Origin of the sequence: Pseudomonas sp. BN505, assembly GCF_029873175.1 — a bacterium.
GTDB lineage: Bacteria > Pseudomonadota > Gammaproteobacteria > Pseudomonadales > Pseudomonadaceae > Aquipseudomonas > Aquipseudomonas putida.
This window is the reverse complement of the sequence record NZ_SSOI01000067.1, coordinates 367237-380923: the sequence shown is the minus strand read 5'-3', so window position 1 is coordinate 380923 and position 13687 is coordinate 367237. Positions and strand designations below refer to the sequence as shown.

The window sequence follows — 13687 nt, the reverse complement described above, 5'->3', positions numbered from 1 at the left end:
TAGCCCTCCCGCTGTTCATGCTAAGGCTGCCCTTGCGCCTGGCATCACCCCTCGCCATTTTTTCTCCGGGATACAGGTTTACGCAGATGAGCAAGACTTCTCTCGACAAGAGCAAGATCCGGTTCCTTCTTCTTGAAGGTGTGCACCAGAACGCGGTCGATACCCTCAAGTCCGCCGGCTACACCAACATCGAATACCTCACTGGTTCGTTGCCGGAAGCCGAGCTGAAGGAAAAGATCGCCGATGCCCACTTCATCGGCATCCGTTCGCGCACCCAGCTCACCGAAGAGATCTTCGACTGCGCCAAGAAACTGGTAGCCGTTGGCTGCTTCTGCATCGGCACCAACCAGGTCGACCTGGAAGCTGCCCGCGAGCGCGGTATCGCCGTGTTCAACGCGCCTTACTCCAACACCCGTTCGGTAGCCGAGCTGGTGCTGGCCGAGGCCATCCTGCTGCTGCGCGGCATCCCTGAGAAGAACGCCTCCTGCCACCGTGGCGGCTGGATCAAGAGCGCGGCCAACTCGTTCGAAATCCGCGGTAAAAAACTGGGCATCGTCGGCTATGGCTCGATCGGCACCCAGCTGTCGGTCCTGGCCGAGAACCTGGGCATGCAGGTGTACTTCTACGACCCGCTGACCAAGCTGCCACTGGGCAACGCCGTGCAGGTCACCAGCCTGAACGAGCTGCTGGGCCTGGCCGACATCGTCTCGCTGCACGTGCCTGAGCTGCCATCCACCCAGTGGATGATCGGCGAGAAGGAAATCCGCGCGATGAAGAAGGGCGCGATCCTGATCAACGCCGCCCGTGGCACCGTGGTCGAGCTGGACCACCTGGCCGCCGCCATCAAGGACAAGCACCTGATCGGCGCCGCCATCGACGTGTTCCCGGTCGAGCCACGCTCCAACGACGAAGAGTTCGAGAGCCCGCTGCGCGGCCTGGACAACGTGATCCTGACCCCGCACATCGGTGGTTCTACTGCCGAAGCCCAGGCCAACATCGGCCTGGAAGTGGCCGAGAAGCTGGTCAAGTACAGCGACAACGGTACCTCGGTGTCCTCGGTCAACTTCCCGGAAGTAGCCCTGCCGGCCCACCCAGGCAAGCACCGCCTGCTGCACATCCACGAAAACATCCCAGGCGTGCTCAGCGAGATCAACAAGGTCTTCGCCGAGAACGGCATCAACATCTCCGGTCAGTTCCTGCAGACCAACGAGAAGGTCGGTTACGTGGTGATCGACGTCGACGCCGAGTACTCGGACCTGGCGCAAGAGAAGCTGCAACAGGTCAAGGGCACCATCCGTTCCCGCGTCCTGTTCTAAGTTTGCTTGCAGCATGAAAAAGGGAGGCCATGGTGGCCTCCCTTTTTTTATTTCACGTCAACAGTGATCTTCTTCGACTCTACGCTTGGCTTGAACGGCACGTGATACTGGTCACCCAGGATCAGTTGCAGGGTGTGCTTGCCCGGCGTCAGGGTGATGCTGGTTTCGGTCTGCGCCTTGCCGAAGTGCAGCACTTGCGGGCCCGCCGGCAGTGCGGTGCCAGCTTCTGGCATCAGGCTGGTCGGCAGCGGCATGTCGGCCACGGGTTCTTTGTCCACATCCACCAGCAGGTGGTGGTGCCCGCTGTGCGGGGTCTGGTCACCCGCTGGCTTGAGTGCCATACCCTCGATGCCGAACTTGACGGTGAAGGTCTTGTCGACCGTTGCGCCATCGGCGGGGGAAACGATGAAGACCTTGGCATCCTTGGGCGGCTCCTGGCTCTTCAGGGCGTCCGCAGCAACGGCGAAAACCGACGCTCCCATCAGCAGACCGGCAACGGCAGCGCGCGAAAATAGGCTGTTCATTCACTTCTCCTGTGATTCACTTATTGACCGCCGCCCTTTATCCGGCGGCGACGGTAGTTCACCTTAGTTGAAATAATCGCCAAGGTGTTCACATTGCCTGACAGAAATATTTCGGTCAGGGTTAAACAATGCCGAGGCTTCAAGGTCATAGGCTGCGCTCGATCACGGCGAGGAAGAAAGCCGTGGCGAAAGTTATTCATCTGCTAAAAGAAAAGGGGCAATCATGCGTTCGACCATAGGGGTACTGCTGGCAGTACTGATCAGTCCATTGGCCCAGGCGGAGCTGATCGACGAAATCGCCGACCGGGGCGAACTGCGCATTGCCGTACAGGCCGACAACTCGCCGTACGCGTTCAAACAAGACGACCACCTGACGGGTTTCGACATCGAATTTGGCCAGGACCTGGCCAGGGAACTGGACTTGCGCGCCGAGTTCGTAGAAGCCCCGGCTGCCGAAGTATTGAGCGGCGTCGAGAGTGGCAAGTACGACGTCGCACTCACCCCATCGAGTGAGGCGCCCAAGGGCGACGGCCCGCTCGATGTGAGCCTGCCGTTTGGCGAGAAGAAGCTGGTGATCCCGTTCCAGAAGGACAACCCGGCGTTCGAAAGTGCGGTGAACAATGCGCTGCAACGCTTGAAAGACAGTGGCCGCACGGCCGAGCTTGAGCAGAAGTGGTTCAAGGGTGTGCAGGAGACTGCAGCCGGGCAGTAAGATTTTTATCGCCTGTGCCGGCCTCTTCGCAGCACAAGGCTGCTCCTACAAGGGTACGCGATCCCTGTAGGAGCAGCCTTGTGCTGCGAAGAGGTCTGTACAGGTTTACCCCAAAGCCCGCTGCGCCTGTTCCAGCTCCAGCTCGCTGAACACCTGCACCCCAGCCCGCCGCAACAGCGCCGTGGTCACCCCTTCCCCCGCCACCTTCACCCCACTGAACGTGCCGTCGTAGGTCAGCCGGTTACCACACGAGGGGCTGCCAGACTTCAGCACTGCCACACGGATGCCATGCCGACGCACCAGCTCCAGCGCCAGCTGCGCCCCGGCCAGAAATTCGGCACTGACATCTTCACCCGCCACCGTCAGCACCTGTGCAGTGCCATCAAGCACCTCGCCGCCCTGCCCGCCCGGTATCTCCGCTGGCGGGCGCGGGGTGGGCAAGCCACCGGCCACCTCGGGGCACAACGGCACCACGCGCCCTTCGGCCTGCCATAGCTGCAACAGGTCCGGGTGCCCGCTGGCCCGGCCGTCATAGCGCACCGGCTGCCCCAGCAGGCAGGCGCTGACCAGCACCTTGGGCAAATCAGAACGGGTCATTGCCACGTCGCCTGAACCAACCCGTCAACGACAACCGTTCACGGCCGGCCGGGAGCACTTCGTGGGGCACTTCACCCGACAGAAACACCACCAGGCAACCCGCCACAGGCTCGACGTCGAGCGCCACGTCGTCTGCCAGGAACATGCGCAACTGGCCACCGTCCTGCGGCTGCCAGCCTTCATTCAGGTACAGCACGGCCGAGACCATGCGCCGGTCATCGTCGCGAAAGCGGTCCAGGTGCCGGCGATAAAACGCCCCCGGTGGGTATAGGGCAAAATGGCATTCGAAGTCTTCCAGGCCCAGGAACAGGCCCTGGTTGATGGCCAGGCGCAGTTGGTCCATGGCCGACAGATACTGGTCGCAGGCCTCGGCCTGCCCCGGATCGATCCACTGGATCTGGTCGCCGCGAATGGCTTCGCGCACCTCCTGGGTAACACCGCGCCCAACTCCCGCAGGGTTGAGCTCGCCTTCGGCATCACGCCGCCGGCATTCGGCCGCCAGCGCGCGCACCAGTTCGCCAGGCAGAAAGAGTGCCTGCCGGGACCAGCCATGGGTGGCCAGATCGTCGACGACGGCCGCAAGCATCGGGTGTTCAGGGGAGATGTGCATGGCGCGCATCATATCCATTCGCCCTGTCGCCGCACAGCGCCACTTGGCCGAGAAACACGCGGATATCTCGACAAACCGGCGCCGGGCCAAGGACAATAGCCACCTGCCGACAGGAGTCCTGAATGCGCCGTCTGTTTTCCCTGATTCTGCTGATGATCTGCACCATGCCTGTCTGGGCAGACAACCTGGATCAACTGTACAAGGCCGCCGGCTGGCCCGACCAGCGCGCCCACTTCAACGATGCCCTGAGCGCTGCCCAGGAACGCTACCGCAACAGTTTGCCACCCGCCGTTTACCAGGCGCTGGTCAACAACAGCAACCAGCGCTTCCAGGCCCAGGCGGTGGACCGTCGCGCCCAGGCAAAGCTGCGCGCCACCCTGGCCAACCCGGCCCCGGCCCTGGCGTTCTTCCAGTCACCGCTGGGGCGCAAGGTGGTGGCGGCGGAACTCAAGGCCACCCGCAAGGATGAGCTGGCCAAGAACGCCAAGGGGCTGCCGAAGATCCAGGCCAGCGACGACCGCCTGCTGGTCATTGGCCACCTGGCCCAGGCCCTGCCGGCGCGTGAAGCCGGTGCCGAAGTGAGCCTGGCCATCGCCGGCGTGGCAGCCGATAGCCTCAGTTCGATGATCCCCGGCCTGTTCGGCGGCGGCCAGGCCCAGGGCCTGCTCGACGGCCAGCGCCAGCGGTTGATGGGGCAGATTGGCGAAGACCTCAACAACACGCTGCTGTACGTCTACCGCGATCTGTCCGACGCCGAGCTGGAAGAATTTGCCACCTTCGCCGAGTCCCCCGACGGCAAGGCTTACTACCAGGCGGCCCTGGCCGCTGTCCGCGCGGGCCTGGCGGTTGGCCAGAGCACCAACGACCTGAAGTGATCAGCCCAGGCGCTGGTCGATGAAGTCGAAGTAGCGCTGGCGAATGCCCGGCAGCTCGTTGGCCAGGTGGTGACGGGCTTCGGGCAGCATCAGGATTTGCGGCTCGGCAAACTTGGCCTTGAGCACTTCAAGGTTGTAGGGCCAATCCACCGTGCCATCGGCCTCCCCCTGCACGATCAACGGCCGCCGCGAACTAAGCGGCGCGGCCTCGATGCGTTTGACCCAGGCGATCAGTGCGCCCACCCAGGCAGTTGGCAGGCGACGGGGTTGCAGCGGGTCGGCCTCCAGAAACGGCAGGAAGGCCGGGTCGTTGGTGTTCTCGCTGAAGCGCCGTTCGATGCCGTTGACGAAATGCCGCAGCACCCGGTAGCTGAACTTCGACCAACGCCAGGAACACGGCCGCACCAGCGGTGCCAACAGGATGACCTGGCCATCGATGGGGCTGCGCGGGCCTTGGTGCAGCAAGTGATCCACCGCGATGGCGCCGCCCGTACTCTGCCCGCACAAGTGCCACGGGCGCGGCAGTTGCAGCGTGCGCACCTGTTCGAACAGCGCCTCCAGCACCTGCTGGTACACCGCGAAATCGCTGATGCTGGCCCGCTCGCCGCTGGACAGGCCGTGGCCGGGCAGGTCGCAGCTGATTACGGCGAAACCCTGCTTGAGTGCCCACTCGATCACATGCCGGTAGAGGCCCATGTGGTCGTAGTAGCCGTGCAGCAGGAACAGCGTCGCGGTTGGCTGGTCAGGCAACCAGGCCTGCCCGACCAGGTCGAAGCCCGCCGCCTGGAAACCGCCCAGCCAGCTGTGTACCGACAGGTTCAGGCCATAGAAGCGCTGGTAGTCCTGTGCCTCGACCGACAACGGCTGGCGAGCAGTAAACGGCAAAAGGCTGAGGCGCAGGTGGTCGGGGTGAAAAGCAGCGGGCATCGAGCACATCCACATTGATGCAATGTATTGATCTGGAATCTTCAGCTCTGGCCGGCGCCATGGCAAGCTTGGGCTATGTGTCACCTGAACTGGCCCTATCGCCGGCAAGCCAGCTCCCACAGGTATCCTCGGGCCTGAGGTCAGCGGATAACCTGTGGGAGCTGGCTTGCCAGCGATAGGGCCAGTGAACCCACCACAAGATATCCGCAGACATCCATGCAGACGCGACTCGTCAAACCAATCTTGATTGCCCTTGCCCTGCCACTCTGCACCGCTCTGGCCTGGCAGGCCTACACCACCTTTCAGGCCCGCTACCTGCGCCCGTTCGACAACCAGACCACGCTGTTCGACGGCAGCCAGCTGCATCTGCCTGCCGAGCTGGCCGGCCCCGGCCCGGTCCGGGTGGTGCATTTCTGGGACCCGGCGTGCCCGTGCAATGTCGGCAACCAGCAACACCTGGGCGACCTGGTAAACCAGTTCGCAGGCCACGGCGTTACCTTCCACGTGCTGCAAAAGCCCGGCAGCCACGGCCAACTACCCGCCAACCTCGCCGCCCTCAAGCCCATCGCCAACCTGCCGGGCAGCGAACACCTGCCGGCCTCCCCGGCCGTGGCCATCTGGGACCGGCAAGGCCGCCTGGCCTACTTTGGCCCGTACAGCGAAGGCGCAGTGTGCAATGCCAGCAACAGCTTCATCGAGCCAATCCTCAAGGCCTTGCTCGACAGTCGCCAGGTCAGCGCCTCCAATACCCTGGCAGTGGGCTGCTACTGCCCTTGGGCGGGCTGACGCACCCGCGCCGGGTTACCTACTACCGTCGCACCCGCCGGCACATCCCGCGTCACCACACTGCCGGCGCCCACCACGGCGTTGTCGCCAATGGTCACCCCCGGCAGGATGATCGCCGCACCGCCAATCCACACGTTGTTGCCAATAGTCACCGGCCGCCCACTCTCCAGCCCACTGCGTCGCACCTCGGGGTCAAGCGGATGGTCGGCGGTGTAGATCTGCACATTGGGCCCAATCTGGCAATCGTCGCCGATATGCACCTGCACCACGTCAAGGATCACGCAGTTGAAGTTCATGAAGGTATTGCGACCGACGCTGATGTTGTAGCCGTAGTCGCAATAGAACGGCGGGCGGATCACCGCGCCTTCGCCAACTTCATTGAAGTGTTCGGCCAACAGCCCGTGACGCGCATCGTTGAGCAGTTCGACGCTGCTGTTGTAACGGTGCATCCAGTGCTTGTTGGCGATCTGCTCGGCCTGTAGCTCGGGGCAGCCAGCGTGGTAGAGCTGGCCGGCGAGCATTTTCTGTTTTTCGCTGAGGGACATGGAAACTCCTTCCTGGGGCTATGCTCTGTTCGCGAATCCGCCGATGATCGGACCACATTTTCCGCTTGAACGCACAAGGAGTCTGCATGAAGCGCAGCCTGACCCTGTTGGCCGTGGTTGTGGCCGTGGCCACTGGCGCCGGTTACTGGTACGTGCAGGGCAAACTGCCACAACGCGAGGGCGAGGTGGCCATGGCCGGCCTGCAGGCGCAGGTCACTGTGCGCTACGACGGCCGCGGCGTGCCGCACCTGCAGGCGCAGAGCGAACCAGACCTGTATCACGCCCTGGGCTATGTGCATGCCCAGGACCGGCTGTTCCAGATGGAGATCCTGCGCCGGCTGGCCCGTGGTGAACTGGCCGAGGTGCTGGGCGACAAGCTACTGCCCACCGACACCCTGTTCCGCAGCCTGCGCATTCGCGATCAGGCCGCACTGATGGCCAAGCGTCAGGACCCGCAATCCCCTGCCTGGCAGGCCCTGCAAGCCTACCTCGACGGGGTCAACAGCTGGCAGGCCAGCCATGCCAAGCCCATGGAGTTCGACCTGCTCGGCATCACCCCGCGCCCTTTCACCGCCGAAGACACCCTGAGTATCGCCGGTTACCTGGCCTACAGCTTCGCGGCCGCGTTTCGCACCGAGCCCGCGCTTACCTACATCCGCGACCAGCTAGGGCCTGAATTCCTGAACATCTTCGACCTCGGCTGGCAGCCCGAAGGCGCCTTGGGCACGCCACTGGCGGCTGCCGACTGGCAAAGCCTGGAGGCCCTTGCCCGGCTCAGCCATGAAGCACTGGGCGACGCCGGTATCCCGCAGTTCGAAGGCAGTAACGCCTGGGCGGTGGCCGGCAGCCATACCCGCAGCGGCAAGCCGCTGCTGGCCGGCGACCCGCATATCGGCTTCGCGGTGCCGGCGGTGTGGTACGAGGCCGAACTGTCGGCGCCCGGCTTCAACCTGTATGGCTACTTCCAGGCGCTCAACCCGTTCGCCTTGCTGGGCCATAACCGCGACTTCGGCTGGAGCCTGACCATGTTCCAGAACGACGACGTCGACCTGATCGCCGAGCGCACCAACCCTGCCGACGCCAACCAGGTCATGGTCGACGGCAAATGGCAGGCGCTGGAAAAGACCGAACAGCAGATTGCGGTGAAAGGCGAAGCGCCGGTCACTCTCAGCCTGCGCCGCTCGCCCCATGGCCCGATCGTCAACGACGTGCTGGGCGCCACGGCCGGGCCCACGCCAATCGCCATGTGGTGGGCATTTCTGGAAACCGAAAACCCGATCCTCGAAGGGTTCTACCAGCTCAACCGTGCCGATACGCTGGGCAAGATGCGCGAAGCCGCTGCCAAAGTTCACGCGCCGGGGCTGAACTTTGTCTGGGCCAATGCCCGTGGCGATATCGGCTGGTGGGCGGCGGCAAAGCTGCCAATCCGCCCAGACGGCGTCGACCCGGCGTTCATCCTCGACGGTGCCAGCGCGCAGGCCGACAAGCTCGGCTTCTACCCCTTCAACGCCAACCCACAACAGGAAAACCCGGCGCGCGGCTACATCGTCTCTGCCAACTACCAACCGCCGGCAGCGGTGCCGATACCGGGTTACTACAACCTGCCCGACCGTGGCCGCCAGCTCGACCGCCAGCTGGCCAACCCTGAGGTGAAATGGGACACGCACAACAGCCAGTCGCTGCAGCTGGACGCCGCCAGCGACCATGGCCCGCGCACCCTTGCACCACTGCTGGCAACGCTGCGCGCGGTGGCCGAAGGTGACGAAGAGAAGGAACTGGTTGAGCAGCTGGCTGCCTGGCGCGGCGACTACCCGCTGGACTCGACCAGCGCCACGCTGTTCAACCAGTTCCTCTACGAACTGGCATTTGCTGCCCTGCATGACGAACTGGGTGACACGTGGTTCCCGGTACTGATCAGCACCCGCGCCATCGATGCCGCCTTGCCGCGCCTGGCGGCGGATGCCGATTCACCCTGGTGGAACACCCGCGCAGGCAACCTGCGCACCGACCGTACCGCAGTCGTGCGCACGGCTTGGCAGAGCAGTTTGAAGCACCTGCGTGACACCCTGGGCAGCGACCCGGTCAGCTGGCAATGGGGCAAGGCGCATACCCTGACCCACAACCACCCGCTGGGGGTGAAAAAGCCGCTGAACCTGCTGTTCAACGTCGGGCCGTTCGCCGCACCCGGTACGCACGAAGTGCCGAACAACCTCTCGGCGAAGATCGGCCCGGCGCCGTGGCCGGTCACCTATGGGCCGTCGACCCGGCGGCTGATCGACTTTGCCGATGCCGGGCAGGCACTGACCATCAACCCGGTCGGCCAGAGTGGCGTGCCGTTCGACAAGTATTATGCGGACCAGGCCGAGGGGTATGTGCAGGGGGAGTATCAGCGGGCGCAGATGGGGGTGATTCCGGCGCAAAGTACCCTGAGGCTGGTACCGGGTGGGTGATCGATGGGGCTGCTTTGCAGCCCATTCGCAGCACAAGGCTGCTCCTGCACAAGACCGCGCAATCCTGTAGGAGCAGCCTTGCTGCGAATGGGCCGCAAAGCGGCCCCAATCACACGGTCAGCCCTGCCACTTGCCGCCTTCGACGATCACGCTTTCCGGCTTGGTGTCATCGCTCAGTTCCTTGCGCACATACTGGTCATACAGCTTCAGCAGAAACTTTTCTTCCCCCAGCTTGGCCAGCTCGGCATTCACCCAGTCACGCAGCTCGGTGTTGCCCTTCTTCACCGCTGGCGCAATCGGTGCTTCGTCACCCAGCAGCTGCGGCAGCACGCGGTAGCCCGGGTTCTGCTTGGCCCAGCTGAACAGGATCAGGTTGTCCTGGGCATAGGCATCGCCACGGCCGGTGGCCAGGGCCTGCAGCGACTCGCTGTTCTTTTCGAACTTGAGCAGTTTCCAGTCAGGGTGATTTTTGGTCAGCCAGATATCTGCCGTGGTGCCGGTGGTGACGATGATGGTCTTGTCGGCCAGGTCGTCGAGCTTCTGTACCGAGCTGCCATCAGCCACGATGGCCTGCACGGCAACGCGCAGGTTGGGGTTGGTGAAGTCCACCGCTTCCTTGCGCTCCGGGGTCACGGTCATGTTGGCGAGGATCAGGTCGACCTTGTCGCTCTGCAGGAACGGAATGCGGCTGGCCGGTTCCACGGCAACGAACTCGACCTTGTTTTCATCACCCAGCAGGTCCTTGGCCAGGCGCCGGCCAATGTCGGTGTCAAAGCCCACATAGCGGCCTTTTTCATCGACGAAGCCGAACGGCGGCTTATCGGTGAACACCCCGACAATCAGCTTGTCGCGGGCCTTGATGGTTTCCAGGTAGCTGGTGGCTGGCGATGCCGCTGCCGGCTTGGGCGGTTCTTCGGCCTTGTTGCAGCCGGCCAGCAGGGCCAGGCCAAACAACGGCGCCAGCAGTTTGGTGAGGTTGGCAGTTTTCATGACAGTTCCTTGTGCAGTGTCTTTGGCAGGCTTTCTACGAAGGAGAATTTCTCCAGGAACTGCTGCGCGCGTGCGGTCTGCGGTCGGGTGAAGAAGCTCTCGGGGTCGCCCTGTTCAAGGATCCTGCCGGCCTCCATGAACACGATGCGGTCGGCCACCGCGCGAGCGAAGGCCATTTCGTGGGTAACGATGAGCAAGGTCATGCCGTCGCGGGCAAGGCCCTGGATCACCTGCAGCACCTCCTTGACCATTTCCGGGTCGAGTGCGGCGGTAACCTCGTCGAACAGCATCACCTCGGGTTTCATGCACAGCGAGCGCACGATGGCGATGCGCTGTTGCTGGCCGCCGGACAATTGCCGGGGGAAGGCGTCGCGTTTGTCCAGCAGGCCGACCCGCGCCAGCAGCGCCTCGGCCTGGGCCTGCGCTTCGGCTCGTTCGCGTTTTTGCACCTTGAGCGGGCCGAGCAGCAGGTTGTCGATCACGCTCATGTGGCCGAACAGGTGGTAGCTCTGGAACACCATGCCAACCCGCTGGCGAACGTCGCGCCAGTCGGTGCGCGGGTCAAGCAGCTCTTGCCCGGCCAGGCGCAGGTGGCCGCCATGGGCCTGCTCCAGGCCGTTGAGGCAGCGCAGCAGCGTGCTTTTGCCGCAACCGCTGGGGCCGAGGATGACCACCACTTCGCCGGCCGCCACCTTGAGGTCGACGTCCTTGAGCACCTGTTGCTCGCCAAAAAATTTGTTGAAACCCCGGAATTCGATCAATGCGCTCATGAGTGTGCCCAACGGCGTTCCAGCACGCGTGAAGCGGCGGACAGCGGATAACAGACGATGAAGAAGAACAGGAACAAGGCGCCATAGATCAGCACCGATTCGTAGGTGCGTTCGATGATCTGCTGGCCGGCCTTGATCACCTCGACCACGCCGATCAGCACCGCCAGCGAGCTGGTCTTGATGATCCGCGTGTAGATGTTGATAGTCGGTGGGGTCATACGCTTGAGCGCCTGCGGCAGCAGCACATAGCCGTACAGCTGCCAGCCGGCCAGGCCGATCGACAACCCGGCCTCGCGCTGGCCCCGCGGCAGCGAGGCCAGTGCACCGCGCACCACCTCGCCTACCTCGCTGGCGCCCCACAGGGCCAGTACCAGCACGGCGCACCAGAAGCTGGGGATGCTCAGGGCAAAGAAGATCGGCAGGCCGAAGAACACCAGGTACAGCCAGACCAGCACCGGGATGGCGCGGAACAGCTCCAGGTACACCTGCAAGGCGATGTTCAGGGCACGGTTGCCCAGGGTTGCCAGCACGCCGTACAGCACGCCACCCAGCGTTGCGAACAGAATACCCAGCGCCGAGATGGCCAAGGTCTGCGCGGCGCCGCCGGCGAGCTGCGGCAACACCTGCAGCAACAGGTCAAATCCCGAACTGGCCATGTTGCAGCCTCCTTTCCGCATAGCGCAGCAGCAACGACAGCGGCAAGAACAGCAGCACGCAGAGCAGGGTCAGCACGGTGAGCATTTCGTAGGTCTTGTAGTACAGCGCGATGTAGTTCTTGGTGGTGTAGAGGATTTCCGGCACGGCCACCGCCGACACCACAGTGGTTTCCTTGAGGAGGAAGATGAAATTGGCGAACAGTGCCGGCAGGCTGAGGATACCGGCCTGGGGCAGCACCACATGGCGCAGCAGTTGCCCCTCGGAAAGGCCGATGGAGCGCCCGGACTCAAGCTGGGCACGGGGCATGGCTTCGATGCCTGCCCGCAACACTTCGGTGAGGTAGGCACCGCCCATGAAGGTCATGGTGATGATCGCAGCGGAAAAACCGGAAATCTTCAGGCCCAGGCCCGGCAGTGCGAAGTAGACGAAGAACAGCTGGATGAGCAGCGGCGTGTTGCGGGCCAGCTCCACGTAGGCTTTGACCAGACGCCACAGGTAGGGGGTGCGTAGTACCAGCAGGGTGGCATTGACCAGGGCAACCAGTAGCGAGGTGGCGATGGCGATCAGGCCTACCTGCAAGGTCACGCCCACGGCCTTGAGGAAGGCGGGTAGCGTGCTGAGGATGAATGCGGTGTCGAGGGTCATGGGTAAAGCAAGTCTGCGGGGTGCGCGGGGGCACGATTGCTAGACTGTAATGATCTAAAAACTTTTTAATAAATATCTTTATTGCATATGCATAGTACCGGCAAACACGCCCTTTGCAGGAGCGGCCTTGTGCCGCGAAAGGGCCGCAAAGCGGCCCCGGCAATGGCAGGTGAATTGCAAAAATCCTGGGGGCGCTCCGCACCCCTTTCGCGGCACAAGGCCGCTCCTACAGGGGATCGCATCTCACCCAAATGCATAATCCCGAAATGAAAACGCCGACACAGGGGTGTCGGCGTTGGGTTATGCAGGGTATCGCAAGCGAATCAGAACGCCGGCAGCACAGCGCCCTGATACTTCTTGGCGATGAATTCCTTCACCTCCGGGCTGGTCAGGGCCTTGGCCAGTTTCTGGATGGCTTCGCTGTCCTTGTTGTCCGGGCGGGCAACCAGGAAGTTCACGTACGGCGAGTCGGCACCTTCGATCACCAGCGCATCCTTGGCCGGGTTCAGGCCGGCTTCCAGGGCGTAGTTGGTGTTGATCATGTCCAGGTCGACCTGGTCCAGCACACGCGGCAGCATGGCCGACTCAAGCTCGCGGAACTTCAGCTTTTTTGGGTTCTCGGCGATGTCCTTGGGGGTGGCCAGGGCATTCTTCGGGTCTTTCAGGGTGATCAGGCCAGCCTTCTGCAGCAGGATCAGGGCACGGCCGCTGTTGCTGCCTTCGTTAGGGATGGCAACTGTAGCGCCTTCCTTCAGCTCGGACAGGTTCTTGATCTTCTTCGAGTAACCACCGAAGGGTTCGACGTGTACGCCAATGACCGTTTCCAGGTGGGTGCCTTTACCTTCGTTGAAGCTCTTCAGGTATGGCAGGGTCTGGAAGTAGTTGGCGTCCAGACGCTTCTGGTCTACCTGCACGTTCGGCTGTACGTAGTCGGTAAAGACCTTGATCTGCAGGTCCACCCCCTCTTTGGCCAAGGTCGGTTTGATCAGCTCAAGGATTTCGGCGTGCGGTACCGGGGTAGCGGCAACCACCAGTTTCTCGGCAGCGGCGGCCAGGCCGGAGAACGACAGGGCAGCGGCCAGGGCGGTGGTCAGCAGGGTCTTCTTCATGGTGGTCCTTGTTCTGAATCTGGGCCATCGGCGATGGCGAATCGGTTGCCCAACCGGTTCACCAGCGGGCGTGAAACGGACAATACCTAGATTTTTTATTCCGTAACAATATCTTTTATTTAGCTGCTTATTCCAAAAGCAAACTGCCACCAGCCACTTTGCTTATGAGCGATG

Annotated in this window: 15 protein-coding genes; 5 read left to right on the top strand and 10 right to left on the bottom strand. The window is 63.0% G+C overall.

The annotated features are described in order from the left end of the window. Window positions 1-86: 86 nt before the first annotated feature. Complete coding sequence (serA, locus tag E8E78_RS24235; RefSeq protein WP_016502115.1) at window positions 87-1316, top strand: phosphoglycerate dehydrogenase; 1230 nt, start codon at window positions 87-89, stop codon at window positions 1314-1316. Window positions 1317-1363: 47 nt separating this feature from the next. On the opposite strand, the gene E8E78_RS24230 is transcribed toward serA, so the two are convergent. Next, window positions 1364-1840, bottom strand: coding sequence for a DUF4399 domain-containing protein (locus tag E8E78_RS24230; RefSeq protein ID WP_197864823.1), 477 nt, complete (start codon window positions 1838-1840; stop codon window positions 1364-1366). Between the two features lie 223 nt (window positions 1841-2063). Here E8E78_RS24230 and E8E78_RS24225 point away from each other — a divergent pair, with 223 nt between their 5' ends. Next, window positions 2064-2552 carry a transporter substrate-binding domain-containing protein gene (locus E8E78_RS24225; protein ID WP_016502117.1) on the top strand — a complete coding sequence of 163 codons (489 nt, stop codon included), beginning with the start codon at window positions 2064-2066 and terminating at the stop codon, window positions 2550-2552. A 105-nt stretch (window positions 2553-2657) separates the two neighbouring features. On the opposite strand, the gene E8E78_RS24220 is transcribed toward E8E78_RS24225, so the two are convergent. After that, a complete protein-coding gene (locus E8E78_RS24220; protein ID WP_059394499.1) occupies window positions 2658-3149 on the bottom strand; it encodes a DUF523 domain-containing protein in 492 nt (163 codons plus the stop codon). After that, on the bottom strand, window positions 3136-3771 hold the full coding sequence (locus E8E78_RS24215) for a 2OG-Fe(II) oxygenase (RefSeq protein ID WP_080889153.1): 636 nt from the start codon (window positions 3769-3771) through the stop codon (window positions 3136-3138). Before E8E78_RS24215 ends, E8E78_RS24220 begins: the two co-directional genes overlap by 14 nt. A gap of 110 nt (window positions 3772-3881) precedes the next feature. On the opposite strand from E8E78_RS24215, the gene E8E78_RS24210 reads away from it, so the two are divergent. Continuing rightward, window positions 3882-4634, top strand: a complete 753-nt coding sequence (locus tag E8E78_RS24210; RefSeq protein WP_016502120.1) for a DUF2059 domain-containing protein — start codon at window positions 3882-3884, stop codon at window positions 4632-4634. Here the strand turns inward: E8E78_RS24210 and E8E78_RS24205 are convergent, their stop codons facing one another. Further along, window positions 4635-5561 (bottom strand): alpha/beta hydrolase, encoded by a 927-nt coding sequence (locus E8E78_RS24205; protein WP_049278330.1) that lies wholly within the window; start codon window positions 5559-5561, stop codon window positions 4635-4637. 216 nt (window positions 5562-5777) lie between these two features. On the opposite strand from E8E78_RS24205, the gene E8E78_RS24200 reads away from it, so the two are divergent. Further along, on the top strand, window positions 5778-6347 hold the full coding sequence (locus tag E8E78_RS24200; protein ID WP_049278328.1) for a DUF6436 domain-containing protein: 570 nt from the start codon (window positions 5778-5780) through the stop codon (window positions 6345-6347). Here E8E78_RS24200 and E8E78_RS24195 read toward each other — a convergent pair. Further along, window positions 6326-6892, bottom strand: a complete 567-nt coding sequence (locus E8E78_RS24195) for a sugar O-acetyltransferase (protein WP_016502123.1) — start codon at window positions 6890-6892, stop codon at window positions 6326-6328. The genes E8E78_RS24200 and E8E78_RS24195 overlap by 22 nt on opposite strands. Window positions 6893-6978: 86 nt before the next feature. Between E8E78_RS24195 and E8E78_RS24190 the strand changes: the two genes are divergently transcribed. Next, a complete protein-coding gene (locus E8E78_RS24190) occupies window positions 6979-9342 on the top strand; it encodes a penicillin acylase family protein (RefSeq protein ID WP_280314892.1) in 2364 nt (787 codons plus the stop codon). A 117-nt stretch (window positions 9343-9459) separates the two neighbouring features. Here the strand turns inward: E8E78_RS24190 and E8E78_RS24185 are convergent, their stop codons facing one another. From E8E78_RS24185 to E8E78_RS24165, 5 genes are all read right to left on the bottom strand, one after another. After that, entirely contained in the window at window positions 9460-10332 is an 873-nt protein-coding gene (locus E8E78_RS24185; protein WP_049278324.1) for a transporter substrate-binding domain-containing protein, read from the bottom strand. Next, the gene (locus E8E78_RS24180; protein WP_049278323.1) at window positions 10329-11102 is read right to left on the bottom strand and encodes an amino acid ABC transporter ATP-binding protein; all 774 of its coding nucleotides are present in this window, start codon (window positions 11100-11102) and stop codon (window positions 10329-10331) included. The genes E8E78_RS24185 and E8E78_RS24180 overlap by 4 nt, the downstream gene beginning before the upstream one ends. Continuing rightward, window positions 11099-11758, bottom strand: coding sequence for an amino acid ABC transporter permease (locus tag E8E78_RS24175; RefSeq protein ID WP_016502127.1), 660 nt, complete (start codon window positions 11756-11758; stop codon window positions 11099-11101). Before E8E78_RS24175 ends, E8E78_RS24180 begins: the two co-directional genes overlap by 4 nt. After that, a complete protein-coding gene (locus E8E78_RS24170) occupies window positions 11739-12404 on the bottom strand; it encodes an amino acid ABC transporter permease (RefSeq protein ID WP_151326471.1) in 666 nt (221 codons plus the stop codon). Before E8E78_RS24170 ends, E8E78_RS24175 begins: the two co-directional genes overlap by 20 nt. A 323-nt stretch (window positions 12405-12727) precedes the next feature. Further along, window positions 12728-13513 (bottom strand): MetQ/NlpA family ABC transporter substrate-binding protein, encoded by a 786-nt coding sequence (locus E8E78_RS24165; RefSeq protein WP_016502129.1) that lies wholly within the window; start codon window positions 13511-13513, stop codon window positions 12728-12730. Between the last annotated feature and the right edge of the window lie 174 nt (window positions 13514-13687).

Bases quoted from the DNA above. Each gene is read 5' to 3' on its own strand.
- E8E78_RS24230 (WP_197864823.1), bottom strand. From the start codon at position 1,840: ATGAACAGCCTATTTTCGCGCGCTGCCGTTGCCGGTCTGCTGATGGGA.
- E8E78_RS24195 (WP_016502123.1), bottom strand. From the start codon at position 6,892: ATGTCCCTCAGCGAAAAACAGAAAATGCTCGCCGGCCAGCTCTACCAC.
- E8E78_RS24210 (WP_016502120.1), top strand. From the start codon at position 3,882: ATGCGCCGTCTGTTTTCCCTGATTCTGCTGATGATCTGCACCATGCCT.
- E8E78_RS24180 (WP_049278323.1), bottom strand. From the start codon at position 11,102: ATGAGCGCATTGATCGAATTCCGGGGTTTCAACAAATTTTTTGGCGAG.
- E8E78_RS24170 (WP_151326471.1), bottom strand. From the start codon at position 12,404: ATGACCCTCGACACCGCATTCATCCTCAGCACGCTACCCGCCTTCCTC.
- E8E78_RS24175 (WP_016502127.1), bottom strand. From the start codon at position 11,758: ATGGCCAGTTCGGGATTTGACCTGTTGCTGCAGGTGTTGCCGCAGCTC.
- E8E78_RS24200 (WP_049278328.1), top strand. From the start codon at position 5,778: ATGCAGACGCGACTCGTCAAACCAATCTTGATTGCCCTTGCCCTGCCA.
- serA (WP_016502115.1), top strand. From the start codon at position 87: ATGAGCAAGACTTCTCTCGACAAGAGCAAGATCCGGTTCCTTCTTCTT.
- E8E78_RS24190 (WP_280314892.1), top strand. From the start codon at position 6,979: ATGAAGCGCAGCCTGACCCTGTTGGCCGTGGTTGTGGCCGTGGCCACT.
- E8E78_RS24225 (WP_016502117.1), top strand. From the start codon at position 2,064: ATGCGTTCGACCATAGGGGTACTGCTGGCAGTACTGATCAGTCCATTG.
- E8E78_RS24215 (WP_080889153.1), bottom strand. From the start codon at position 3,771: ATGATGCGCGCCATGCACATCTCCCCTGAACACCCGATGCTTGCGGCC.
- E8E78_RS24165 (WP_016502129.1), bottom strand. From the start codon at position 13,513: ATGAAGAAGACCCTGCTGACCACCGCCCTGGCCGCTGCCCTGTCGTTC.
- E8E78_RS24220 (WP_059394499.1), bottom strand. From the start codon at position 3,149: ATGACCCGTTCTGATTTGCCCAAGGTGCTGGTCAGCGCCTGCCTGCTG.
- E8E78_RS24205 (WP_049278330.1), bottom strand. From the start codon at position 5,561: ATGCCCGCTGCTTTTCACCCCGACCACCTGCGCCTCAGCCTTTTGCCG.
- E8E78_RS24185 (WP_049278324.1), bottom strand. From the start codon at position 10,332: ATGAAAACTGCCAACCTCACCAAACTGCTGGCGCCGTTGTTTGGCCTG.